The 23,277-nt window shown below is 69.4% G+C and carries 22 protein-coding genes and 3 pseudogenes; 8 read left to right on the plus strand and 17 right to left on the minus strand.

The window, feature by feature from the left end; all coding sequences use genetic code 11:
• The 8 genes from GXP76_RS01615 to GXP76_RS01650 form a co-directional block, all read right to left on the minus strand.
• A complete protein-coding gene (locus GXP76_RS01615) occupies positions 1–507 on the minus strand; it encodes a peptidylprolyl isomerase (protein WP_242569587.1) in 507 nt (168 codons plus the stop codon).
• 1,703 nt (positions 508–2,210) lie between these two features.
• Entirely contained in the window at positions 2,211–3,302 is a 1,092-nt protein-coding gene (locus GXP76_RS01620) for a hypothetical protein (RefSeq protein ID WP_242569559.1), read from the minus strand.
• Between the two features lie 49 nt (positions 3,303–3,351).
• Positions 3,352–5,271: a RiPP maturation radical SAM C-methyltransferase gene (locus tag GXP76_RS01625; RefSeq protein WP_242569560.1), complete on the minus strand. Its 1,920-nt coding sequence runs from the start codon at positions 5,269–5,271 to the stop codon at positions 3,352–3,354.
• 29 nt (positions 5,272–5,300) lie between these two features.
• Positions 5,301–6,125 (minus strand): ABC transporter permease, encoded by an 825-nt coding sequence (locus tag GXP76_RS01630; RefSeq protein WP_242569561.1) that lies wholly within the window; start codon positions 6,123–6,125, stop codon positions 5,301–5,303.
• A complete protein-coding gene (locus GXP76_RS01635; protein WP_242569562.1) occupies positions 6,112–6,879 on the minus strand; it encodes an ABC transporter permease in 768 nt (255 codons plus the stop codon). Before GXP76_RS01635 ends, GXP76_RS01630 begins: the two co-directional genes overlap by 14 nt.
• Positions 6,876–7,856: an ABC transporter ATP-binding protein gene (locus tag GXP76_RS01640; RefSeq protein WP_242569563.1), complete on the minus strand. Its 981-nt coding sequence runs from the start codon at positions 7,854–7,856 to the stop codon at positions 6,876–6,878. The genes GXP76_RS01635 and GXP76_RS01640 overlap by 4 nt, the downstream gene beginning before the upstream one ends.
• Positions 7,853–9,973, minus strand: a complete 2,121-nt coding sequence (locus GXP76_RS01645) for a putative PEP-binding protein (protein WP_242569564.1) — start codon at positions 9,971–9,973, stop codon at positions 7,853–7,855. Before GXP76_RS01645 ends, GXP76_RS01640 begins: the two co-directional genes overlap by 4 nt.
• 301 nt (positions 9,974–10,274) lie before the next feature.
• Positions 10,275–10,415 carry a hypothetical protein gene (locus GXP76_RS01650; protein ID WP_242569565.1) on the minus strand — a complete coding sequence of 47 codons (141 nt, stop codon included), beginning with the start codon at positions 10,413–10,415 and terminating at the stop codon, positions 10,275–10,277.
• A 191-nt stretch (positions 10,416–10,606) separates the two neighbouring features.
• Between GXP76_RS01650 and GXP76_RS01655 the strand changes: the two genes are divergently transcribed.
• The 3 genes and pseudogenes from GXP76_RS01655 to GXP76_RS01665 all read left to right on the plus strand — a co-directional run bounded on the left by GXP76_RS01655 (position 10,607) and on the right by GXP76_RS01665 (position 12,795).
• On the plus strand, positions 10,607–11,221 hold the full coding sequence (locus GXP76_RS01655; protein WP_242569566.1) for an MBL fold metallo-hydrolase: 615 nt from the start codon (positions 10,607–10,609) through the stop codon (positions 11,219–11,221).
• A complete protein-coding gene (locus tag GXP76_RS01660) occupies positions 11,218–11,793 on the plus strand; it encodes a tyrosine protein phosphatase (RefSeq protein ID WP_242569567.1) in 576 nt (191 codons plus the stop codon). The genes GXP76_RS01655 and GXP76_RS01660 overlap by 4 nt, the downstream gene beginning before the upstream one ends.
• A gap of 109 nt (positions 11,794–11,902) precedes the next feature.
• Positions 11,903–12,795 (plus strand): annotated as a pseudogene (locus GXP76_RS01665) (IS5 family transposase).
• 215 nt (positions 12,796–13,010) lie between these two features.
• On the opposite strand, the gene thpR reads toward GXP76_RS01665, so the two are convergent.
• Positions 13,011–13,607, minus strand: coding sequence for an RNA 2',3'-cyclic phosphodiesterase (gene thpR / locus GXP76_RS01670; protein ID WP_242569569.1), 597 nt, complete (start codon positions 13,605–13,607; stop codon positions 13,011–13,013).
• Between the two features lie 441 nt (positions 13,608–14,048).
• Here thpR and GXP76_RS01675 point away from each other — a divergent pair, with 441 nt between their 5' ends.
• A complete protein-coding gene (locus tag GXP76_RS01675) occupies positions 14,049–14,516 on the plus strand; it encodes an Imm21 family immunity protein (RefSeq protein ID WP_242569570.1) in 468 nt (155 codons plus the stop codon).
• Positions 14,517–14,662: 146 nt separating this feature from the next.
• Here GXP76_RS01675 and GXP76_RS35965 read toward each other — a convergent pair whose 3' ends face one another.
• A complete protein-coding gene (locus GXP76_RS35965) occupies positions 14,663–14,851 on the minus strand; it encodes a hypothetical protein (RefSeq protein ID WP_374359616.1) in 189 nt (62 codons plus the stop codon).
• A gap of 763 nt (positions 14,852–15,614) precedes the next feature.
• Between GXP76_RS35965 and GXP76_RS01685 the strand changes: the two genes are divergently transcribed.
• On the plus strand, positions 15,615–16,073 hold the full coding sequence (locus GXP76_RS01685; protein WP_242569571.1) for a hypothetical protein: 459 nt from the start codon (positions 15,615–15,617) through the stop codon (positions 16,071–16,073).
• A 91-nt stretch (positions 16,074–16,164) separates the two neighbouring features.
• Here GXP76_RS01685 and GXP76_RS01690 read toward each other — a convergent pair.
• Positions 16,165–16,713 (minus strand): annotated as a pseudogene (locus tag GXP76_RS01690) (helix-turn-helix domain-containing protein); the annotation flags it as partial.
• A complete protein-coding gene (locus GXP76_RS01695; protein WP_242569572.1) occupies positions 16,710–17,972 on the minus strand; it encodes a beta-ketoacyl synthase in 1,263 nt (420 codons plus the stop codon). The pseudogene GXP76_RS01690 and the gene GXP76_RS01695, both read right to left, overlap by 4 nt.
• 65 nt (positions 17,973–18,037) lie before the next feature.
• On the opposite strand from GXP76_RS01695, the gene GXP76_RS01700 reads away from it, so the two are divergent.
• A complete protein-coding gene (locus GXP76_RS01700; protein ID WP_242569573.1) occupies positions 18,038–18,655 on the plus strand; it encodes a TetR/AcrR family transcriptional regulator C-terminal domain-containing protein in 618 nt (205 codons plus the stop codon).
• A gap of 19 nt (positions 18,656–18,674) precedes the next feature.
• On the opposite strand, the gene GXP76_RS01705 is transcribed toward GXP76_RS01700, so the two are convergent.
• The 3 genes from GXP76_RS01705 to GXP76_RS01715 form a co-directional block, all read right to left on the minus strand.
• Positions 18,675–18,920 carry a DUF6221 family protein gene (locus GXP76_RS01705; protein WP_242569574.1) on the minus strand — a complete coding sequence of 82 codons (246 nt, stop codon included), beginning with the start codon at positions 18,918–18,920 and terminating at the stop codon, positions 18,675–18,677.
• Between the two features lie 417 nt (positions 18,921–19,337).
• Positions 19,338–20,465: a pentapeptide repeat-containing protein gene (locus tag GXP76_RS01710; protein WP_242569575.1), complete on the minus strand. Its 1,128-nt coding sequence runs from the start codon at positions 20,463–20,465 to the stop codon at positions 19,338–19,340.
• An 89-nt stretch (positions 20,466–20,554) separates the two neighbouring features.
• Complete coding sequence (locus GXP76_RS01715; RefSeq protein WP_242569576.1) at positions 20,555–20,812, minus strand: hypothetical protein; 258 nt, start codon at positions 20,810–20,812, stop codon at positions 20,555–20,557.
• A gap of 629 nt (positions 20,813–21,441) precedes the next feature.
• Between GXP76_RS01715 and GXP76_RS35970 the strand changes: the two genes are divergently transcribed.
• Positions 21,442–21,753, plus strand: coding sequence for an HIT family protein (locus GXP76_RS35970; protein ID WP_374359610.1), 312 nt, complete (start codon positions 21,442–21,444; stop codon positions 21,751–21,753).
• Between the two features lie 161 nt (positions 21,754–21,914).
• Positions 21,915–22,315: pseudogene (locus GXP76_RS01725) on the plus strand (site-specific integrase); the annotation flags it as partial.
• A 243-nt stretch (positions 22,316–22,558) separates the two neighbouring features.
• On the opposite strand, the gene GXP76_RS01730 reads toward GXP76_RS01725, so the two are convergent.
• Positions 22,559–22,993: a GyrI-like domain-containing protein gene (locus GXP76_RS01730; protein ID WP_242569592.1), complete on the minus strand. Its 435-nt coding sequence runs from the start codon at positions 22,991–22,993 to the stop codon at positions 22,559–22,561.
• A gap of 111 nt (positions 22,994–23,104) precedes the next feature.
• A complete protein-coding gene (locus tag GXP76_RS01735) occupies positions 23,105–23,275 on the minus strand; it encodes a hypothetical protein (RefSeq protein WP_242569577.1) in 171 nt (56 codons plus the stop codon).
• Positions 23,276–23,277 lie beyond the last annotated feature (2 nt).

The following is a 23,277-nucleotide window of genomic DNA, read 5'->3' on the forward strand; positions in this document are numbered from 1 at the left end:
TCAGGTTGCCGAGATCGTCACGCGTTCGAGCCGGACCGCCGTCGGTGACGAGGCGATAGCGACGACCACGTCTTTCGACCGGTCGTCGGCCACCTCTCCGAAGATCGTGTACTGCCCGCTCAGATGGGGCGCCGGTGCGAGAGTGATGAAGAACTGGGAACCGGTGCTGTCCCGGCCGAGATTCGCCATGGCCAGTCGGAAAGGCCGATCGAATCCGTGGTCCGGATGGATTTCGTCCGGTATCCGGTATCCGGCGCTGCCCTGTCCGGTGCCCAGCCGGTCGCCGCCCTGGACGACGAACCCCGGCACACGGCGGTGGAAGACCGTGCCGTCGTAGAAACCTCCTTCGCCGGTGGCTCCGGTCAGGGGGTCGGTCCAGGTGCGACGTCCGGTCGCCAGGCCCACGAAGTTGTCCGCGGTGTAGGGGGCTTCGCCGGGGCGCAGCTGGAGGTGGACGCCGCCCAGCTCGGTGTGCAGGACCACGGCGAGGGACCGGTAGGTCCTCAGGGAGGAGGAGAAGGGACGGCGGGCGGGCGTCTGGCGGACCCGTACCGGGGAGTCGCGCAGCGGGTCGCTCAGGGGGTCGAACGCGTTCCGGTCGCCGCTGTCGCCGCTTCCGACCGTGCCCGGTGCGCTCCCGTGCAGGCCGGTCGCGCTCCATCCCGGTGGGTCGTTGCGGACCTCGGCCGGCGCCGCCGTGCCCGGCCCGAGCCACACCGGATGGCCTTGCGCCGGTTCGGGGCGCCGCGTCTGCCACAGCTCCCGCGTTTCGGCCGAGGCGTGGGTCAGCAGCGTGTCGAGGTCGGTCGCCGCCTGTGCGTCCAGCACCTCACGCATGGCCGTCGTGTCGTGGTACTTGTCGAAGAGCGAGCCGTTGTTGTGCTCAAGGGTGAAGCACTGGTCGACGAAGACTCGGTCGGGCAGCTCGTGCAGGACGTAGCGCCTCACCATGGCGGCAACCGGAGCCCAGGCCTCTCCGCCGAACTCGACGCCCGGACCGGCGAACGCGTCCGTGGCGAGCCGCAGCGCCCGGCCGTGGCCGGTCTCGCGGCGCAGCCGCTGCCATGTGACGCGGCTGTCCCCCTGGTTGATTTTCGTGATGAAGTCCGCCAGTTCCCTCGGGTAGTGCTGGGTCCTGGCTCGTTCGTAGTGTCCGAGCTCGTTGCCGATCACGTTGTCCAGATGTCCCGCGAGCTCGGCGCACAGGTGGGGCAGCCAGCGGAACAGCCGTGCTCCGGCCGTGCGGTGGCCCGCCGCGGTCAGCCACTCCAGCAGGTAGAAGTCGGCGGCGAGCGAGGACGGGTCGACGGAGTCGACGAACCAGCGCGGGCTGTGGGCGGCGAGCTCCGCGGCGATCAGGTCGAGGGCTTCGGCGCGGTCGACATCGCCGTCGAGGTACCGGGGCCAGTGCCGTTCGGCCACGGTGTACAGCCGTGCGTAGCGCCATTTGGTGCCGAGCACATCGACACATGGGCGGTGCGTCGAGTCGACCGCGCGGACCAGATGGCCGGCCGTCAGCTCCACCAGGATCTTGGTGAGGGTGACCCGCAGCCGCCGCTGGTACGGAGAGCTGCCGGGCAGGCGGCGGACCAGCTCGCTGGACAGGTGGTTCCCGGGGAGGGGCCCGGATTTCAGCTGCGCCCAGCCCAGCATGGTCAGGACGGCGTCCGCGAGCGTCGATCCGCGGAAGCGGCGGCAGTCGACGTAGACGCCCGTAATTTTGCCCGCGTCGATCAGGAAGCCCGTGGCGGGCGGGGCGGGTGCGAGCGGCACGAGGTGGAGGTCCAGCGTCCGCTCGGTCTCGTCGGTGCCCAGCGCCGCGCGGAGGGGAGCCAGGTAACGCCCGGGCGCCAGGAAGTCGTCGATCGCCACGGCCGCCTGCTTGCGGGCGTCCTCGAACTGGGGGAGCGCCTCGGCGAGGGCCGGCGCCGCCGCGGTGAGCGCGGTGGTGACGAGTTCCGTTCCGGATCGGAGGCGGTCGTCGTCGACGAGAGCGGTGAGGTCCTCCGGCCGGCCGGCGGCGGCCAGGAACGCGGGCAGGCCGGATCCGACAGTTTTCGCCCAGGACCGCAGTCCGTCGACGAACAGGTCCGTCTCCGGGGTGACCGGCCTGGGCAGGAAGTTGGGCTCCCAGGAGCCGGTGCGCCCGATCAGCTCGCGCTGCAGCGCGAGCGCGAGGTCGAGGACGGTGCTGCGTCGGTGACGGAACCTCACATCGCTCCCCACTGGCCGCCCTGTTCGGTGAGCAGACCCGCTTGCCGCAACTCGGTGGTGATGCGCCGGCACCGCTCCTCGGTGAGCCCGGCGAACGCGGGCGACTCCTTCGACAGCCGCAGCGCGTACTCGGTGACGGTCCGCGGTGAACGCCCGTCGCTCAGGCCCCAGACCAGCGCCGTGCCGGGCGGCAGGCGGAAGTGCCGGCCGGCGGGCTGGACCAGCGTCACCATGTCGTCGTAGGCGCGCGGCAGGAACGCCGGGGACCTGCGCAGCGGACCGCTCCCCGCAGGCCAGGCGGGCCAGCGGGAGACGTCGACGCCCTGCCAGCCGAGGGTGGCCGTGGCGATCAGGCAGGTCTGGGCGAACGACGTCAGAGCGGTCAGGCCCGCTTGAGGGTCGACGGCCAGCGGGTCGTCCCGCAGGAGCCGTTGGAACTCCGGGAGGGGAAACCCGTCGGGGCCACTGCGGGCGAGCTGCCGCCACACCCATTTCTCGCCGAAGTAGAGGTCCCCGCCCGCCGCGGCCAGTGCCTTCCCCGCGCACACGAGGGCGCGCCGGCCGGCGAACGCGGCCGGGTCCAGGTCGGACGGGTCGTCCGACCGGCGCAGTCCGAGGCAGTCCTCGGCCGCGAAGAACGCGGCGAGCATCCAGTTGTTCATGACCAGTCGGGACAGGCGCAGAGGGTGCTCGTCGAGTCGTTGACGCAGCGCGGACAGCGCGCCCGAGTCGGTCACGACGTCACCGGTGCGCAGCCGGACGCACAGCGCGATCTCACGCTCCGACAGTGTCTCTCCCGCCTGGTCCGAGCGCAGTCCCGTACCGAGGACCCGGTCGACGAGCGACTCCAGGGTGTCCAGGGAGAGATGCTGCACATCGACACGGATGTCGTCGGCGAACATCTGCCGCCGCTTCTCCCCCGCCGGGGCGCCGACCAGATAGACGTCGATGTCGCTGGTGGCGCTGCCCAGCCCGACCGACGAACTCCCGGCGAGGAACGCGGCGTCCGCGTGCGTCGACGCGGCCAGGCGGGACGCCACGCTCCTGCCCAGGCGCACCCTGTCCCGGGCCGATACGACTGCTGTCATCCGCTCATCCCTCCTTGGCACATCCCTCTCCGGCACGGGGCCACGGCGGCTACCAGCCGGGGTTCTCCGGCAGTGCGAGCCCGAGGTACTTGCCGTCGTCCGACACCATCACGCCGGCGCGACAGCACTGTTCGAGGAAGGCCGTCACCTCGCCCTCGGAGACCGACACGTCCTGTGCCGCCGGCAGGCGGGCGATCACCGCCGCTGAGCGGGGCGCGTCTCCACAGGCTTCGTAGGCTTCCGCCTTCCAGCCCGTGAGGACTGCCCGCTTGGGCTGGTCGGTCCTGCGGTCGATCAGCGTCAGCTTCCCGGGCAGCCGCTGGTAGACGAGGCTGGGCTTCGACTCGGCGAAGCGGGTCCGCCAGGTGGCGACGGCGGCGTTCAGTACGGTGACCGTCTCGTGGGACACGGTGCCGGACGCCTCGTAGTCGAAGAAGTACGCGATCTTCTCGGGGTCCAGCGAGGCCGGGTAGACATGGCCGTAGCTGGCCCGGGGCCGGACCTTGTCGATGGGGAACGACGGGTCGGTGAAATAGGGGCTGAAGCGTTCCAGCCAGATCCTTCCGCAGCCCCCGGGCGGCTGCAGATGGTACAGAAGCGGGAGCAGGCGCAGCTGCTCGGCGTAGTCCTCCTCGGTCTCCCCCGGGAATCCCGCCAGGATGTTCCAGGCCACGTCGATCCCGTAGTAGCCGGCCCATTTCAGGAGCCGGATGTTGATCAGCTTGCTCGCGCCCTTGCGCATCAGTCGCAGCACATGGGTGCTGAGGCTCTCGATGCCGGGCTGGATGCGGAGGATCCCGGCGCTTCTCAGGGTCGCGAGCTGCTCCCGGGTGAGATTGGCCTTCACCTCGAAGAAGAGGTTCACGTCCCAGTGCTCTCGGGCCAGCAGCGTGCAGAGCGACGAGAAGTACCCCATGTCCAGGATGTTGTCGACGGTGTCGACATGCACCACCGGGTAATCGCGCAGCAGCGCGCTGAGTTCGGTGAACGCGCGCTCGCCGGACTTGGAGCGGTACGCCATGCCGAGCGCGTTGAGACCGCAGAAGGTGCAGTGGTGTTTCTGGCCCCACCAGCATCCCCGGGAGAACTCGACCGGCAGTCGTACGGGCTCCCGGCCGAGCAGCCGGGCGCGGCCGAAGCGCTCCAGCCAGGCGAAGTAGTCCCGGTAGTCCGGGGTGGGAAGGTCGTCGAGGGCCTGCGGGCGCTGCGCGTCGCCCGCCTGCGGCGTGTGCGCGGTGGTGTGCCGCAGGACGCCGGCGATCGGGCTGTCCGTGCCGTCGGCGATGTTCTTCAGCAGGGCGGGGAACACGATGTCGCCCTCGCCGGCCACCACGTAGTCGAGCCAGGGCAGCTTCCTCACGTACTCGGCGCCCATCTCCCCGTCGAAGTTGGCGCCTCCGTAGACCAGGGTCACGCCGGGGTGGAATTCCTTGATCTTCCTCCCCAGCGCGAGGGACGCCGTGTTCTGCATGAACGTGGACGTGAACCCGATGACGTCGTACTCGCCCCACACCGGTCTGGCCGCGCATGCGGCGATCCAGTCCGGCATCGTCTCGCGGCGCATCTCCACGAGGTCTTCGAGGCCCTTTCCGGTGAGCTCGTCCCAGATGGACTTCACTTCCGGGTACTCGGCGAAGTAGTCCTCGTCCGGGGTCACTTCGCCGAACGCGGCGTAGGAGAAGAGCCACTCCCCCATCAGATGCAGCCGTTCCGAGGCGACGTTGGCGATCGTGTCGTAGGCCTTGCTGCCGAAGAAGGAGGCGAACTCGATGTTGAGGTAGTGACTGTCGCACTCGTGCCCGGCCTCGCGGGTGATCGACTGCAACAGTCCGCACTGGATGGAGGGCGCGTGGATGCGCGCCCAGGGCATGTTGACCAGGGCGACACGCAGAGCCCTGCCGGGCGGTGAGGCGGACGCCGTGTGGTCCGCCTCGGTCCGCACGGCCAGGGGCAGGCGGATGATGCTCATCGGTTTCCCCTCGGGTCTGGGCACGTCGGTCACTCGAAGTCGTCGTGGCCGTGTCTGCTCGCACGCCGGGCCTGGAGGAGGATCGACAGCGCGGCGAGGACGGTGAACCCGAGACCGGCGGCGACCTCCAGGCCCAGGTGGCCGAGCCATGGTCGGCCCTCCATCCCCGCGCGGACGGCGTCCAGGCCGTGCCGGGCCGGCAGTACCTGGCCGATCGCGTCCACCCATCCCACCCGGCCGGGCGGGACGATCGCGCCGCTGCACAGCATGACCAGGTAGGACAGGACGTTCGGGGCCACCACGTCGGCCCGTTTGCCGACCGTCATCGTCGCCCCGGCGAGCCCCAGCACGCTGAGCGTGAGCGCGATCAGCGCGTACACCCACGCCCAGGGCAGCAGTCGCAGGGCGAAGTCCGTCATGCCGAGCAGAGGCGCCGCGATCGCGCCCTGGACGACCAGGAGGACCCAGCCCATGACGGGGTAGGGCAGCACCCGGGCGATCTGGGTGACGGTGGGCGACAGCGCGCCGGTGCGGACCCGCGCGAAGGTGGCGTACTGCTTGTCCAGGACGGGCACGGCGACCACGCCGTGGACGTTGGTGCCGCTCAGCGCCAGCACCAGCGATCCGGCGAAGGCGTACTCGCGGTGTCCGGGGCCCGCGAGGACACCCGCGAGGGTCGTGAAGAACAGGATCTGCAGGACCCCGCGCGGCAGGGTCGCGCCGAGCAGACCGGCGGGCGTCTGGAGCGCACGGTACTCCAGCCAGCCCATGCGGGCCGCCTCGGCCGCCCGCCAGGCCAGGGAGCCGCCGGCGGGGACCGCGGCGTGCGAGGGGGCGGCGTCATGCGAGGTCAAGCGTCCCCTCCTTCCGGGACCTCTCGACGGACCGGCGGTAGGCGAAGCCGGCGGCGGAGAGGTAGGCGAGGGTCAACAGCGTCGCGACGCCCAGCGGGGCGAACGTGACGTCCCCGGTGCTCGCACGGACCAGACAGTCCTTGATCCAGTGCAGGCTGAGCAGTTCGGGCGCCCAGCGCAGCCACTCGGGCAGCGCGTCCGTGGGAATGAGCAGTCCGCCCAGGGCGAAGACCGGGTACATCAGCGCGTGCGACCACACCAACCCGTTGCGGGTCACCAGGAAGAGGCAGGACACCAGCGCCCCCAGGGCGGTGCCCGAGCAGACCAGCACCACGAGCGACACGACGGCCCACGCCGGGTGCGACACGCTCAAGGGCAGCCCCAGCGCCGCCGCGGTGACGCCGGTGCTGACGAGGATCGCGACGACGCTGGTGACGGTGGCGCCCAGACTCTTGCCGAGCAGCACCAGGTAGGGCGACCAGACTCCGGAGACACAGCGGGCCAGGGTGCCGAAGGTGCGCTCGCGGCGCAGGACTCCTCCGCTCATCCACACCGTCGAGCCCCACAGCGCGGTCAGCATCACGGCCACAATGAGTTCGGCCGCGCCGTTGGAGCCGGGGCGGCCGGTCTCCACCGCGATGACCAGGAACACGGCGGGCAGCATGCCCGAGTTGACCAGCAGCAGCGGATTGCGCTGCATGGCCCGCTGCTCCATGCGGAACGCGGTCAGGAACATCCACGTGGCGCCCCTCACTTCACTCCACCGATCTGGCGGCCGTCGGCCAGGCGCGCGGCCACGTGCGAGTAGACATCCTCCAGCCGCACCGGGTCGATGCGCACGTCCAGCACGCTGACGTGCGCCAACGCCTGCTCCAGCAGCCCGAACGAGCCGACACTCCAGTCGCGGACGTGCAGCCGGAGGGTCCACGACTCGTCGGCCACCTCGACGCCGCCGACGGCGATGTCGGGGGACGACAGGGCGCCGCCGTCGGGCGGGCTGCCGGTGCCGCGCACGGTCACCGTGGCGGTGTAGCCGGCCTGCCGGGCGAACTCCTCGACCGGCAGGTCCGCCGCCAATGTGCCGTCCGCGAGAATGATCACCCGGCCGGCGAGGCGTTCGATGTCGAGCAGATGGTGGCTCGTGAGCAGGACCGAGACTCCGGTGTCGCGCAGTCGGGCGACGGTGCCGCGCAGCCGTTCGGCCTCGACCGGGTCGAGGCCCACGGTCGGTTCGTCGAGCAGCAGGACGCGCGGCTCGGCGATCATGCCGATGGCGATGTGCAGGCGCTGGCGCATGCCCTTGGAGTAGGTCTCCACCGCGCGGCCCGCCGCGCCGGTCAGGCCGACCTCCTCCAGCGCGGCGTCCAGCTTCGCGCTCAGGCCGCGCCGGCTCACGCCGGCGAGCATGGCGAAGAATCGCAAGTTGTCGCGGCCGTTCAGCTTGGCGTAGAGGCCACGGTCGCCGCCCAGCACGACGCCGGTCATACGGCGTACCTCGCGCAGATCGCGGGTGACGTCGTGGCCGAAGACCCGGGCGCTACCGGCCGTGGGCAGCAGCAGGGTGGCGAGGATCTTGGTGAGGGTGGTCTTGCCCGCGCCGTTGCTGCCCAGCAGGCCCACGATCTCGCCGGCCCCGACCTGGAAACTGACGTCCCGCAGGGCCACGAGTTCGCGTCCGCGGTCGATGAAGGTACGGCCGAGCCGTTCCACGGCGATTGCCGGCTCGCTCAACGCTCCGCCCCCGTCGGATGAACGTCCGCCGCTCTTTGCGCGACGGCGGCCCGCGCGGCGGCGAGTCTGGCCAGTGGGATCCGTGGCGGCGCGCACGAGACGTGGTCGAAGCCCGCCTCGGCGAAGAACCGCACGGCCGCCGCATCGGCTGCCTGCTCGCCGCAGACGCCGAGCGTGATGCCGGGGCGTACGGCCCGTGCCTCGGCGGCGACCTGGCGTGCCAGGGTCCCGACCGCCTCGACGTCCAGCCGGGCGAAGGGGGATTCGGGGAGGAGGCCCACCTCCTCGTAGGCGGGCAGCAGGTGCCGTTCGGCGTCGTCGCGGGACAGGCCCCAGACGAGTGCGGTGAGGTCGTTGGTGCCCAGGGACAGGGAGTCCGCACGGCGGGCGATCGACCCGGCCAGCAGCGCGGCCCGCGGGGTCTCGATCATGGCGCCCAGGGAGATGGCCGCCTGCTCCCGGGAGGTTCCCAGATGGGCGCAGACATCGTCGAGCATGCCACGGACGAAGTCCAGTTCCGCGGGCACGCTGACCATGGGGACGAGGAGTTCGGGCCGCGGGTCCCGGCCGGCGCGGCGCAGCGCGAGGGTTGCCTCCACCAGCGCCTTGATCTGTACGGCCGTCAGCGCCGGGAGCAGGACGCCCATCCGCACGCCGCGCACTCCGAGCATGGGGTTGTGCTCGTGCAGGCGGCGCGTGATGTCGAGGCGGTCCCGGTCGGCCGGGGCGCCGGTCGCGGCCGTGGTCAGGGAGAGTTCGGTCAGGTCGGGGAGGAACTCGTGGCGCGGGGGGTCGAGCAGACGGATCGTGACCGGCCGTCCGTCCATCGCGGCGAGTATGTCCGTGATCTCCGCCCGCAGGAGGGCACGCACGGTGGCGAGGTCCTCCGTCATGTCGGGGCCGGGCCGGGCCATCAGGACCCGTTGGAGCACCTGGTGGCGCTCGCCGAGGAACATGTGCTCGAGTCGGCACAGTCCCACCCCGTCGGCGCCCAGTGCCCGCCCGGCGGCGGCGTCCGCGCCGGTGTCGGCGTTCACCCGCACGGAGATGCCGGGCAGTCCCGACAGCGCGTCGTCCAGCCAGCCGGGCAGCTCCGGGGCGGCCCGCAGTTCGGCGGTGTGCCCCGTGCGGACGCCGAGGTGGATCACTCCGGTGTGGCCGTCCACCGTGACCAGGTCGCGGGCGCGGACGGTGTCGCCGTGCGTGGTGCGCAGGACCTCGGCGTCGGCGTCGAGGACGCCGTCGACGAGGGCGGCGACGGCCGGCAGTCCGAGTCCGCGCGCCACGACCGCGGCGTGCGACGTCTGTCCGCCCCGCTCGGTGACGACGGCCGTCGCGGCCAGCAGGCCCGGAAGATCCTCCGGCCTCGACTCGGTGAGGACCAGCACGGGCTGTTCGCCGTTCGCTTGCGCGACAACGGCGTCGGCCGCGCTGAAGACGACGGCGCCGCCGGCGATGCCGGGCGACACGCCGAGACCGCGCGCCGCCACGGGCAGATCGAGCGAGTGCGCCGCCCCGGAACGCGCCTGTTCGACGTCCAGCGGCTCCACCAGCGCCACCGCCCGCGCGGGGGTCAGCCGGCCGTGTTCGTACCGAGTGGCCACGGCACGCAGGAGAGCGGCGCCGCGCAGAGGTGCTCGGGTGCTTCTGACGATGTGGGGCCTGCCCTCTTCGACGAGGAACTCCACCCTCGCCGGCCAGTCGAGTTCGGCCTCGGCGGCGTTGACCGCCTCCCGTACCCGCGGGCCCCAGGGCTGCGTGTCGATCAGTCGGGCGAGATCCGCGCCGCCCGCTGTCAGCAACTGGGCTCCGGATCCCCCGGCGAGAAAGGAGCCGGTCACGCCGGGTCGGCCGGTCGACGGATCGCAGGAGAAAGCAAGGCCGCTGCCTCCGTCGGGGCCGCACCACAGCGGCTGTCGCCCGAGCCCGAACTGGGCCGGAGCGGTCTCGTCCCTGGTCAACGCCCTTACCAGCGCGACCACTTGCTCGACCGGCTCGTCCGGTAGAGCGGCGCCGGGCTCCACCATGGCCAGGGCGGCGGACAGTTCGGCCCTGCGTTCCGCGGCGAAGCCGCTACCGGCGAGCCCTGCCAGCCATCGCTGGCTGGCAGGGCTCATTCCGAGAAATGACAGGCAGCTTCCCTTCGGGCAGGGAAGCCATGCTGTCAGGAAGACGGGGTCGTCCGCGCTCCCGAGGCGATGGTCGGGATCGAGCGCGACGATCGCCTCATCAATGGTGTCGTCAGCGGCGCCGACCGGCAGCCACACCACTGAATCAGCAGAACAGCCGGCCGGCAGACGCTCCATGACCACGCGCTGAATCCCCGTCCCCCAAGGGCAAGGCCCGGCACCGTTTCCGGTGGTGAACCTCTGGTGGCAACCCGCCACCGGCAGGCGGGGGCGGGTCGACGAGCGGAATCTACCGGCTCACGAACTCCGCCCGGACACCGAGCAGGTACACACGGTCGTCCAGGTCTGCGGCGTCCTCCGGGGCGATCGGAGAGAATTCCAGCTCGGCCAGGTCGGCGAGCTCCTCGACGTTCGAGTTAGTTTTGTCCATGTTCCGACGCTAACAGCGAACACTTCTGACCACAAGGTGAACTCCTGGTGTCCGCAGGGTAGTTGACGAAACGGCGGCTCTCCCCGGAGCGCACGGGACTCCGGTGGTCGCCGCTCACCCGGGAACACCCGGGGTGCGCCCGGCCGACATTTCCAGCCATTCGCCGAAGGAATGAGCAAAACCCCCGGACTATGATCACGCGAGTGCGGATCACCAAGTACACCCATGCATGTGTCCGGTTGGAACACGACGGCGGCGGCACGCTGGTCATCGATCCCGGCGTCTGGAGCGAGCCCGAGGCCCTCACCGGCGCGGACGCCGTCCTGGTGACCCACGAACACGAGGACCACGTGGACCTGTTGCGGCTGAAGGGGCTGGGCGTGCCCGTCTACGCCCCCGAGTCGGCGCGTATCACGGGCCTTGACTTCACCGGCGTCGTCGCCGGCGAGGAGTTCACCGCGGCCGGCTTCCGGGTGACCGCCCAGGGCGGGCGACACGCGCGCATCTACGGCGGCCTCCCGGACTGCGCCAACCTCGGCTATCTCGTCGATGACGCCCTCTACCACCCCGGGGACGCCCTGCACCTTCCCGACCGGCCGGTGGAGACCCTGCTGGTCCCCCTGCAAGGATCGTGGATGAAGACGGACGAGGCCATCGACTTCGTCCGTGCCGTCCAGCCGGAACGGGCTTACGGCATCCACGACGGGCAGGTCAACGAGCGGGGTCTGGGGAGCCTCAACGGCTGGATGGCCGACGAGTGCGGCGGCTGCTACCGCTGGCTCCCGCCCGGCTCGTCCGCCCGATGACCGGGCCGTCCGCCCCCGTCCTGTTCACCGTCGCCGGCCCGCCGGGGCCGGGGCGCCTGAGCACCATGGTCCGGCCCCGCGGTCACGCGAACCTGGCAGCCGACATGGCAGCTCTGCGCGGAGCCGGTACCGACATCCTGGTCTGCGCCCTCCCCGACGCCGAACGTGCCGCACTCGGGCTCGCCGACGAGCCCCGCCTCGCCGAGGCCGCCGGGCTGCGGTTCGTCGCCCTGCCCATCACCGACTTCGCTGTCCCGTCGATCCCCGTCGTGCTGCCGTCACTTCGGGAGCTCGCCGCGGAGCTGCGGGCCGGAGCCCATGTCGTGGCGCACTGCCGCTGCGCCATCGGACGGTCCTCCCTGACCGCGGTCTCCCTCATGATCCTCCTGGGCATCACGCCCGAGGCCGCCTGGGCGTCCATGGAACGGGCGCGGGGGGCAGCGGTGCCGGACACCGAGGAACAGCGCGCGTGGACGCTGGAGCTGTTCCGCGTCGTCTCCACCGGCGGACAGCGCCCCGAACAGAACCGCGCGGTACGGCCCTCGGACCGTCGGTCTCCGTCGGCCCCGTGATCACCGGTCTCGTGGCCGCCCTCGGGTGGAGGCGAAGTCGATGGCGCGCAGCAGAGAAGGCGTCAAAGCCGTGGCGCCGAGGGCGACGATACCCAGCAGCAGTTGGTCGATGTGGTCTTCGAACTCACCCGGGTGTCCGCAATGTCGGTGGTTCGTTAGCCCGTTCGTGGTGCGTCGTCATGAAGTGACTGATCAAGTGTGGTGGGTGATAGGGCCGTTGCTGGCTCCGCCTCGGATGGGGCGGCCGGTGCGGGACCGGCGGCAGGTTCTCAACGGGACCCTGTGGAAGCTGTCCACGGGTGCTGCCTGGCGGACCTGCCGGAACGGTACGGGCCGTGGAAGACGGTCTACGAACGGTTCCGTCGCTGGTCGGCGGACGGGACCCGGGACCGGCTCCTTGGCCCACGTCCAGCAGCACTCGGATGCGATCGGGGAAGTCGACTGGTCGATCGTGTGCGTCGACTCGACGATCGTGCGGGCCCACCAGCACGCGGCCGGGGCCCGAAAAGGGGGGCCTGGGAAGGTGAGGCGCTCGGCCGGTCCCGCGGCGGGCTGAGCACGAAGATTCACCTCGCCTGCGACGGGCGGGGCCGGCCGCTCGCGTTCACGGTCGCGGGCGGAAACGTGAACGACTGTACGCAGTTCGAGCCGGTCATGGACCGCATCGCGATCAAGCGGTCCGGGCCCGGCCGGCCCCGGACCCGGCCCGACCGGGTGGCCGGCGACAAGGGTTACTCGTCCCGCAAGATCCGTGCCTACCTGCGCGGACGCGGCATCGCCTGCACCATCCCCGAACGCACCGACCAGATCAGCGGACGCCGACGACGCGGCGAGACGCTCTGCCGCCTCGACCGCACCGCCTACCGACGCCGCAACGTCGTCGAACGCTGCTTCAACAAGCTCAAAGAACAGAGCGGCCTCGCCACCCGCTACGACAAACGAGCCCGCCACTACAAAGCCCTGGTCACCCTCGCCTGCCTACGGCTCTGGCTCTCCCCGTGACTTTGCGGACACCCCCTAGGGACAGGTCCACGCGTTACGTCGTAGCCCGGTCAGGTGGTCGGCGAGGGCAGCCGGCAACCCGGGGAGTGCTCGAACAGCGGGCCCACGTGCGGTGCGCGTCGATCGGTCGGGGCGCTGTCGGGGATGGCGTAGGCCCTGCGGGCGTAGGAGCGGATGTGTTCGCGGCACTCCGTTGGCGACGGCCGATGGTCCTTTCACGGTTGATCACGGTTTCCCTCACCGAGGGCCCAGGCTTCAATGTCGCGGTAGTGGATCGGTTCACGGCTGCGGCCGACGTTGCTGCCGACGAGGTGGAGGCGTTCAGCAGGCCACCGGCGGCCGGTGAAGCCGGCGAACTGTGCGGCAAGTTCTCCTGCTGATGACTCGTCTCCCCGGCGGGCACGGGCCAGCGTCAGATGGGGGCGCAGAGGGCGGTTCTCGAAGGCGATGCCGCAGGTGCTGACGGCGGTCCGCACGTCGGCGGCGAGGGTGCGCAGCCGGTCGAGGTCGCCGTCGATTCCGCTCCACAGCACCCGGTTGTCGAAGTTTCCGCTCCCGCGCAGGGCCAGTTGGAAGGGCTGGTGGGCCGCTGCGAGGGCGGCGAGAGCCGGTCGCAGCGGTGGGACGGTCTCGGTCGGCAGCTCTCCGAGGAACAGCAGGGTGATGTGCCAGTCCTCGATGCGGTTCCACCGCATGTGAGCGTGTGTGTCATAGGCGGGGCGCAGCTCCTGGGCCAGTTCGTCCTTGGCATGGTCGGGCGGAGCGAGGGCGATGAACACGCGGACGGTCGCGGGCTGGATCTGTTCGTTCACATCGGACTTCGTACCGTACCCGGGCGGTGGGTTCGACAGCCGGGGGCGGCGAGCGGAATGCGTCGACAACGGCAGGGGAGATGAACAGCCGCACCAGGTCTAGAAGCGCGCCGAGGACCAGGTGGTACTGGCTGACGTGGGCTAAAAACGCGGCCCATCCCCGCCGCGGGCTCACCCCGGCGGCCACGTCCTCGGCCGTCGGCGCCCCCTTGTTCGCGGCCTGGTGATCACTCTGGCCGAAGACGTGGCCGTCCACGTTGTGATCGACTGCCAGCACGGCCCAGGTCGAGCCGATCGTCGCCAGCGTGGTCAGCTCTTCGATGCTGGTCACCGCGCACCCCCGACCGCCACAGGCGCGAGGCTGCGGTGTCCGATCCGGCGCATACGCTGTCGCGACGGAACGGAGATCTTGGAGCTGGAGGCGGTATGTCCTTGACGTGGTTGGACACGGAGGGCGGCCCGTTCATCGTGGCTCCACGCGATGCCCTGTCGCACTGGTCGGGAACGGAGGGCGACTACGACCGGGCCTGCGAGGTGGTGGAACTGGTCGGTGTCCTCGCTCTCCCTGGTGACGCCGAGGCGCTCGTCCTCGGGGATGAACCGCTCTCCACCGCCTACCTTCACGAGCACCGAGTCCTCGTCCGCTGGTGCTACGCAGAAAGCGAGGAAGGCGTCGATGACATCATCCTGGCCGGACTTCCCGCCGCCGAGTGGGAAGAAGGACCCGTACTGAAAACCACGGGCGAGCTCGTCATGTTCGACGCCGCCTACTTCGGCACCGAGGTCGGGACGCTTACGGACAGCACCGTTCTTGAACTCGGCGCCGGCAGCTACCGAGTGGACTCGGCAAGCATCGAGCCCGACCGCCTCACGTCTTTTCGCGTCCACCGATTCGTTGAGCTGACCTGACGCGGCGTTGCTGCACAGAAGGTCCGTCTCGCTTCATGCACTCGGTACTGAAGGGCCACCGCGACCGCCCTGGCTCCCGTACGGCGCGGGCCAGGGGCGGCACGGAATGTCCGTCAGGGAAACGACCGGGACGGAGGCGGCGCGGCTCACTGGCTGCCGCTTGCCCGGCCTTGCCGGTCGGCAAAGGCCAGGAGTTCCGGGGCGAGTTCCGGGGCGGACAGGATCGACACGAAGCCGCCGCGCCAGGTGGGGTTGAGCCGGTCCCATACGGAGGTGAAAGGGTTTGTGGATTCCTGAGGGGCCAGAAGTGCGAACGCGCCCGCAGAAGCCTTAATTTGTCATCCCTCGGGTCCGGTTCCCGTGACGCACGTCGGCCGACTGGCGTTCACCACTTCCGAAGGCGCCACGGTCGGCGACTGTTCGATTCTGTTGGCGATGCGCAGTACGTCGCGACGGGGTGCGGAATGGGGAGGCGGAAACGCGAGGGAACCCGATTGGACCCTGTATGCCAGTTCGGGGCATCGGATCGGCCGGAGGGGGTTAAGGGCTGTTATGAAAAGGAATGACCTGGATGCCCTGAGCTGCTCATCCCACATGGGTGGAGTGCGGTCTACGGCCGCCAGATACCCAAGGGCTCACCGTTTTATGACCGGAACGTCATGGACTGATGGCCCGCCGCGAGTGATACGGCGGGCCATCAGGGTGATGACCGCCCAGGTCATGAGGGTTTCGGACATATACGGTCCCGACAATCCCCTGTGGCCGCAGGGCAACCAGGACGGACCTTTCGACCACTGGTCGGGGGCAGCCCTGCGGGGGCGGCGCCTTCGGGGGCCGCTCGGTGGAAGCCGCGGCCGGCGCTGTGTATGAACACCGGGACGAGCGTCCCCCATGTGCGGCGAGGAGTTAATTCCGCCGGTCTTGCCCGATCAGCACTTCATGCTTCACCATCTGTAATCACACGGACACGGCGGAGTCGAGGCGGGCGATGTTGTCGGGAACAGGGATCCGACGTCGTTGGAGAGCGCGTTGTGCATCAACGCGTCCGGCCCTGTAGGACCCGCCGATCGCGGTTGCACGAGACCAGGAAGGTTCCTGATGAACAGGATCGGCAAGATCAAAAGGTGTGTCTCGTCCGCCCTGGCGATCTGCGCGATGGCCGCAGGCTCTGTCGTCGGTGGAGCGGGTGTCGCCTCTGCGACCGACCCGGACGATGCCCCACCCGGCTACGCGGGCCCGTTCTCGTACTGCAAGGGCAGTGAATTCGACGCGATTCACATCGACGGTCCCACGAATGCCTACATCGGGGTCTGGCGTTCGATCGAGGGCAGTGGCACGTTCTGTGCGATGACCATGGATCGCATGGACGGATTTCACCACATGGAAGTTCGCGTCCGCCGAGTAGGATGGCAGACCTCCTGGTACGACAACGGCTACTACGACAGATACGCGGGAGCAATTTATGTTTCCGGCGCCGAGATCCATTGCGCCTATATCTCCGGGTGGGTGGAGATCGGCGGCACCAAGTATTACGGGGCGGACACGGTCTGTAGCTGACGGTCCAGGGTTGTTATGGGTTTCGTCCTGCGCATGTCGGACCCGATGCCGACGTTGACCGATCGTGGCATCACCTGCACGGCCAACGCCCGCCGCCGCGCTCGCTCTTGCCCTTGCGGCGCTCGACTGCCTTTGCTTGTTGACTTCCGCGACCGTGGATACGCCAGCCACCACCGTCGGAGATCCAGCCGGCCTTCTTCACGTCCACGTGCACCATGTGGCCGGGCCGTCGAGCAGTGATCGTCCACAGCTCTCGGTTGGTCTTGCCGTTGGGGTCGATGAACTTCCGCCGTTTCAGACCGAGGGCGGCCAGGTGGCGGGTGACCGTGCGGCGCGAGATCACAATCCCGTCGACGGCGAGCTCGTGGGCGATGCGAGTGGCCGACCACTTGTGGGCACGCCACATCTCCTCAATGCGTGTGACCACGTCGACCGGTGTCGCACTCGGCTGATGGTGGGGCGTCGAGCTCCGATCAGCCAACCCGAGTTCGCCGTGTCGCCGGTGCCGGTTCACCCACTTCGACGCCGTTGCTCGGGCAATCCCCATCTCTGCGGCGACATGCGCGATCTGACGAGTCCTGCAACGTGCGATCAACCGGCGGCGACCCTCCACGGACAACGGTGCGTTCGCGTGGGTCATGGTGTGGTCGACGCCGTACGGGACGCGTGGTGCCGTGCGCCGGTGACGATGAGTGAGACGTTCTGCCCGCCGAAGCCGAAAGAATTGCTGAGCACGGCCTCTTGGCGGACGTCTCGTCGCTCTGCGACGACATCGAGATCGATGTCGGGCCCGACGCCGGCCGCGGTGAGGTTGCGGGTCGGCGGGATGACGCCGTGCTCCACACTGAGGACGGCGATGAGCACCTCGATCGCACCGGCGGCGCCAAAGAGATGACCGAGTGCCGCCTTGGGGGCTGTCACTGTGGCGCGGCCGAATACTTCCCCGATCGCGTGTGCCTCGGCGACGTCGCCGACCGGAGTTCCGGTGGCATGGGCATTGATGTGGCTGATCTGCTCGGGAGTCAAACCGGCTTGCGCAAGGGCCTTCCGCATAGCGGAGACCTGACCGGAGCCGTCGGGAGCGGGTGCCGTGATGTGGTGAGCGTCGGCGGCGATGCCGGCGCCGGCGAGCACAGCATGGACGCGCGCGCCTCGGGTGCTGGCGTGCTCGGCGCTTTCCAGCACCACGACAGCGGCGCCTTCACTGAGAACGAATCCGCTGCGGTCCGCGGCGAACGGCCGGGACGCTGACGCGGGTTCGACGGTGTACCGCGACAGTGCTTGTGCCTGGACGAAGCCGGCAACGGTGATCGGGGTGATCGCGGCCTCGGTCCCGCCCGCGATGACCACGTCCGCCTCGCCCGCACGGATGAGCCTGGCCCCCAGGGCGATCGCCTCGGCACCGGAAGAGCACGCCGAGACGGGCGTGTAGACCCCGGCCCGTGCAGCGTATTCGATACTGATCAGCGCCGCCGCCGCATTGGGCATGAGCATCGGAACCGTGCGCGGCGAGACGCGCCGCGTCCCGGCCGCCTCCAGTACGTCGTCCTCCTTCAGCAGCGTCCGTACTCCCCCGATGCCCGTGCCGATCGCTGATGCAAGCCGGTCCGGGTCCACCCGCGGGGCACCGGCATCGGCCCAGGCTTCGGCCGCCGCGGCGAAGGCCGCCTGCTGCGAGCGGTCGAGCCGCCTGGCCTGCACCGGCAGCAGCAACTCGGCGGGGTCGATCGCCATCGTCCCCGCGACGGTGTCGGGAAGACCGACATCCTCGTGGCCGCGCAGGACACCGTCGCGGATGCCCGACTCGCCGGCAAGCAGGGCGTCCCAGGTGGACGCCACGTCTGCCCCGAGTGGGGTGATCGCGCCGAGTCCGGTCACGACGACTTCAGTCTGGTGCATGCCCTTCAATCTTTCTTGTATGCGATACAAGTGAACAGCCTTGTTGTATCACATACAATTTTGGCGTGGCGAAGAAGCGAACCGAAGCTCGACCAACGTCGGCTCGGTCGCGTGACCGTGGTCGCGCGACGAGGCACCGGCTGATAGAGGCAACTGCACGGCTCTGCAAGGAGCAGCCCGGCGCCGAGGTGAGCGTCGCGGAGATCGCGAACGCGGCAGGCGTCTTCCCCAATCAGGTCACCTACTACTTCGGCTCCAAGGACTCGCTCCTCGTGCACGCCGCCTTTCTCGGCTTGCTGCACGACGCCCGACGGATTGAGCGCATCGGTCGCCAAGCCCCCGATGCGGCGACATTTCGGCGCAACATCGCCCGCGCCGCACTGGCCATGCCCTCGCTCCCATCGGTCACGCGAGCACTCGCCGCCGGGATCTCCAAGCCCGAACTCGCCCCCGTGGTCGACCAGCACCTCCAGTTGCTGTTCCGGCAATCCGAACGCTTCGTGAGCCGGCTCATCGACAGTCGCGGCTGGAGGGCCCGCCGACCGCTCGACGTGGAGGTCAGGACGTTCTGGAGCACCGCGCTCGGCGCAGTGCTGCTCGTCCGGGCCGGAGCACACGGCACTGTCGCCGACCTCGACCTCGCCGGAGCATTGACCATCCACGACGAACCCGAGTGCGGCTAGGGCCGGTCTCCTTGAAGGGCTATGGGCGCCATTCCTGCTGGTAGGCGGGGTATTCGGCGTATGACTGGCCAAGGACTCGTAGCGCGTATGCCAGGCCGACAGAGCGGGAGTCCGAGGCGTCCATTGCCTTGAAGTCGTTCGCCAGTTGCTCAATCAGGTCGAGCATGGGGAGATGGCTGTCGAGAAAAGCCTCGCCACCTAGGGTGTCGGCCACGCACTCGTAGGCATGGTTGTCGTCCATGATGCGTGCGACGAGGAACTCCACTCCACCAGGTCGTCCATGTGGTCATCCTCGCGGGCAAGGTGCTTCAGCGATCAAGCGGCTGTCCAGATGAGGATGGCGGCGAGGTGGAGTGCGGCCTTGTAGGCGATGGTGAGCTTGTCCGTTCGCATGGCCAGGCCGCGCCACTGGTCGGGTAGCCGGGTCATGGCAACATGACCCGGCTACCCGACCAGCACCGGGCGGTGACTACCCGCCGCGACGTGGCTACGTCTCCCTGGGCACCGCCACCGCCGCAGCCCTCGCCATCTGGCTTTGCACATGATCGGCCGGACAAGTCCTAGTGGTCGTCGCAACACCTCAGCTGAGTGGGTGCGATCAACTTCAAGGGTCGGGAAAGCCGGAAGCTGCACGGCTCGAAGACGCCGCCGCGTGAGCGGGAGCATATTTTCGTCTCACGCGTCAAGGTGTCTGGTGCCACGCCGGAGGAATCGTCAGACCCGCTGGAAGGGGCGCCCCGCTCGGGGGCACCAGCCCGTTTGGAACGGTCCCCCGTGCGCCGCTGAAATCAACCGCGCCTGCGCGGAAGTCCACGCGGAAGAAGCGGACCGTCCTGGAGGAGAAGTACGCCTCTCTGAAGTCGACGGCGCTTCCTTCGAAGGACACGCCGTCGAAGTTAATCATGCCGCCGGTGAAGGAAGCACCGCGGAAGTTGACCGTGCCACCGGTGAAGGAAGCACCGCGGAAGTCGACAGTGACCTCGTCGAAGATCGTGCCGTCGAAGGTGGTGTGGGAGAAGCTGACCGTCCCGCCGGCGAAGGAGGCACCACGGAAGTTGCCGCTCCCATCACCTGCGAAGGACGCGAAGGTGAACGAAACATGGCCGGCGGCGAAGGACACGCGACTGAAGTCGGCAGTGCCGCCATGAAACTTGGCACCTCCGAAGTCGCCACCGTCGAAGACCGCGCCGGTGAAGTCGAAGTCATGACCTCCCCAGGAGCGGGGATGGTCGGCGTCGAGCTGCAGGTGGTCACGGATGAGGCGGATGACGGTGTGCCGCACTTCCCGCAGGGACACGTAAGCGTGGCGAGCTGCGATGTCGCCCGTCGGGAGGTGGGCTTCGAGGGTGTATGGGAGTCGGACGTACGCGCAGAGGACGTCGATGCACGTCTGGCGCAACGCGCGGGTAGGGGCATCGTCCGCGAGACCTGCGAGGGCGTGGACACCGCCGAGGCGTACGGCGGCAGATTCGTCACCGAGTTGGGAGACGGCAGTGGTGAAGCGCTCGGTGTGCAGCCGGGTGCTCTCGCGCAGGGCGCCGTCTTCGTCGACCCGCTGACGACGGTAGGCGACGACCAGAGCGACGAGAGCGCCTGCCCCTGCCACGACGCCGAAGGAGAGTTTGACCAGGTCGAACAGCGTTGACGAGGTGAGCTGTCGCTCGGGCTTGAGGGAACGGGCTCCCAGCAGGTCCCAGCCGATGAAGAACGCCGTGGCGGCGACTGCTATCGCGGCGGTGAAGGTCAGGGCGAGAGCAGTGCCGACCGGCCACAGACGTAAGCCGCGAGGGCGGCGGGAGTTCGCAGTCACACAACCCAGGACCATTCGAACCGTCAACAGGTTGCACCAAACCCGGTACCCAGTCCAGTCCGGTCCGGTTGCCGGTCGAGGCCCGGGGGCTACGCCTCCACGTAAGTCACCATCGTGATGGTCTTGAGGGCGGTGACGTAGTAGATGCCCCGTACGGCGTCGATCTCGTCCGTGTAGTCGTGCAGCAGGGTGCCGGGCACTTCGGTGCCGAGCGCCGGGTTGACGCTGATCGCGACGATCGCGCGGTCCAGGCGGTGCGTCTCGCTCGCGGTGAGCTTCGCCAGCTGGGCGAGCGCGGGCTCCACCATGATGACGTGCGAGCGGCGTGCGCAGTGCTCAGGCGACACGCGGCTGCTCGTCCGCGAGGCGGGCGAGGTGGGTGTCGCGGGCGGTCTCCCACGGCACGCCGGACTCGGGCGAGGGGTAGCCGTTGGCGGCGATGTCCTCCAGCACCGAGGCGAGGACATCCGTCTTGGCGCGCTCCGCAGCCGCGTACGCGAGGACCGACGCGGCGGCGATGGGCGTCGTGTGGCACTCACCCAGTGGCCGGACTCGGGCCCTGACTCATCCCCGGTCGGCCACGGCACCACCGGTGCGCCTACCGGCAGCGGCACAGCTGAAGGGTGTCGCCTGAGGTTCACTTCGTGGGGCGCAACGGTCGTATCGGTGCGGGGTGTGCGGCACCGCGACGTCTCTGTCTGGTGCCGATGTGCTCCAGCACAGTCAGCTTCAGTGCGTGGTTCTAAGCCTGGCTGGCCCGAGTCATCGATGGGCCTGGACGTTTGGGTAGGCGGAAGTGGCAAGGTCGGTCACTATTGCGGCTATGACGGGTGAGGATCAACGGGCGGGGGACTGCTTCGTCTGCCGGAAACACAGGGATTCCACACTGATGCCTGGAGGACCGGTCCACCAGGACGACCTCGTGGTGGTCTCGCACCTGTCTCCGCGGGCTCCTGGACAGTCGGATGAGGTCTACATGGGACACCTGCTGGTGGAACCACGTCGGCACGCAGCCGGGCTTGCCGATCTCACTGATGAGGAAGCCCGGCGCGTGGGGCGCTGGAATTCCGCGGCCGCCCGAGCCCTACGAGATGTCGTGGGTGCTGAACACGTCTATGCAGCTGCGATCGGCGATCAAGTGCCTCACCTGCATGTTCACCTCCTGCCGCGCTACCCCGGCACTCCCCGGCAGTATTGGTGGACACGTGTTGACGAGTGGCCAGAGGCTCCGCGGGGCGGTGAGGAAGCTGCCAGTCAACTCGTTGGGCGTCTGAGAGCCAGCCTGTAGCCGACCACCACCGACGCCTGCTCCCGGTACGGAGGAGCTGGGGCGGGTCGGGTGTCCGTGCGTTGTGGCTTTTCGGCCCACGCCTCGTGAGTGCTCGGTCCCTCGTCTCACCTGTCTGTGAGGGTGTGGATCCCGGGCGGGCGCATGGCAGTGACCCGGCGATCGGCGACACGGTCTGGAACTACGAGATCGGGATGGGCAAGACCGCCGAACGGCTCGGCGAGGCCCGGTCACTGGCCTCGGTCGCGGACGGCGAGGTCGGCGAGGTCGGCGCGGCCCTCGAATTGCTCTGGGGCCCAGCGGCGGTCAACACCCGGAACTCCCGCCGGACGGGGGTGCTGTCCTGGCTCGGTCGGTGCCGTGAACGAGGCCACGAGGGTCCGATGGTCCCGGGCTGGGCGGAGCGTCGGCGGTGCCGGACTCCGAGGCCCCGGCACCCTCAAAGATGGCGGACGACCGACTGATCGCGCGGCGCGAGGTGCACCTGCGGGAGAAGACGCTGTGGCGGATGCTCTGCGAGAGCGCCGGGTGGTCCGAGGAGATCCTGGGCGCCAATATCGAGGGCGGCGGCCGGCCCCGCCCGACCGCACCAAAGCCTGGCCGAGAAACCAGATCGCCGCCCTGTCGCGCCTGGACGTCGCCCCGCGGGACAAGACGTTCTGGAAGATGCTCGACGAGTGCGCCGCACGGGCCGACGAGGTGCGTCAGTAGGGGCAGTCGCCGGTGCAGGTGTGCGGCCGGCGGCCCCGACGTACACGCTCACTGGACAGCCCACCCAGCCCGTCTTCCGTCACATCCAGGGACCCTAGTAGGCGCCGTCCGCGAGGCGGAAGGCCAGCTCCGTACGCCACTTCTCCGGGTCCGGCTCCTCGGCAGGGTTCGTCAGGAAGCGCTCCAGCCGGCAGCCCCACCGGTCACCCGCCGATGTCGTGTCTCTGTCCCACCTCATTTCGTGCGCCTGGGCCCACTCCAAGAACTCACGGGTCACCGCGACGTCCGCGGTGCCGACGCAGACGGCGGTCAGATACCGGCCGCCCGGCAGCACGTCGGCGAACAGCCCGCTGTCCGGCGGTAGCTCCGGCGCCGCCGCCACCGGTACCCCGGCCTCCACCTGTAGCAGGTTCTTCATGTCGATCACGCGGTAGCGGAGAAAGGGCGGACCCGCCGGTGCGATCCCGAGCTCCGCCAGGCGGCCGATGACCCACGGCACACGGTCCGCGATCTCGTGGATGGTCTCCATGGTGACGCCGCGGGCGACCCCGACATACGGCTGCTCACCGCGTGCAGAGACAGCCGGCTCTTCAATCAGGTATGCGTTCATGACCTTGTAGACCGCTTCCGGCCTCCAAACTCATCGCTTGATCACGCCGAAGGCCGACAACCGCCGGTCAGCCCGGGCGTCGAGCGCCGACAAGGAGGCCGTCGGCACGTTGCCGGCCTCGGGCGACAGCGCGCCGAACACGGGGGCGGGAACGTCGCCTGCAAGAACGTGCAGACCTGCTACGTTCGGCGCCGATTCCAAGG

Source organism: Streptomyces sp. NP-1717 (genome assembly GCF_022695985.1).
GTDB lineage: Bacteria > Actinomycetota > Actinomycetes > Streptomycetales > Streptomycetaceae > Streptomyces.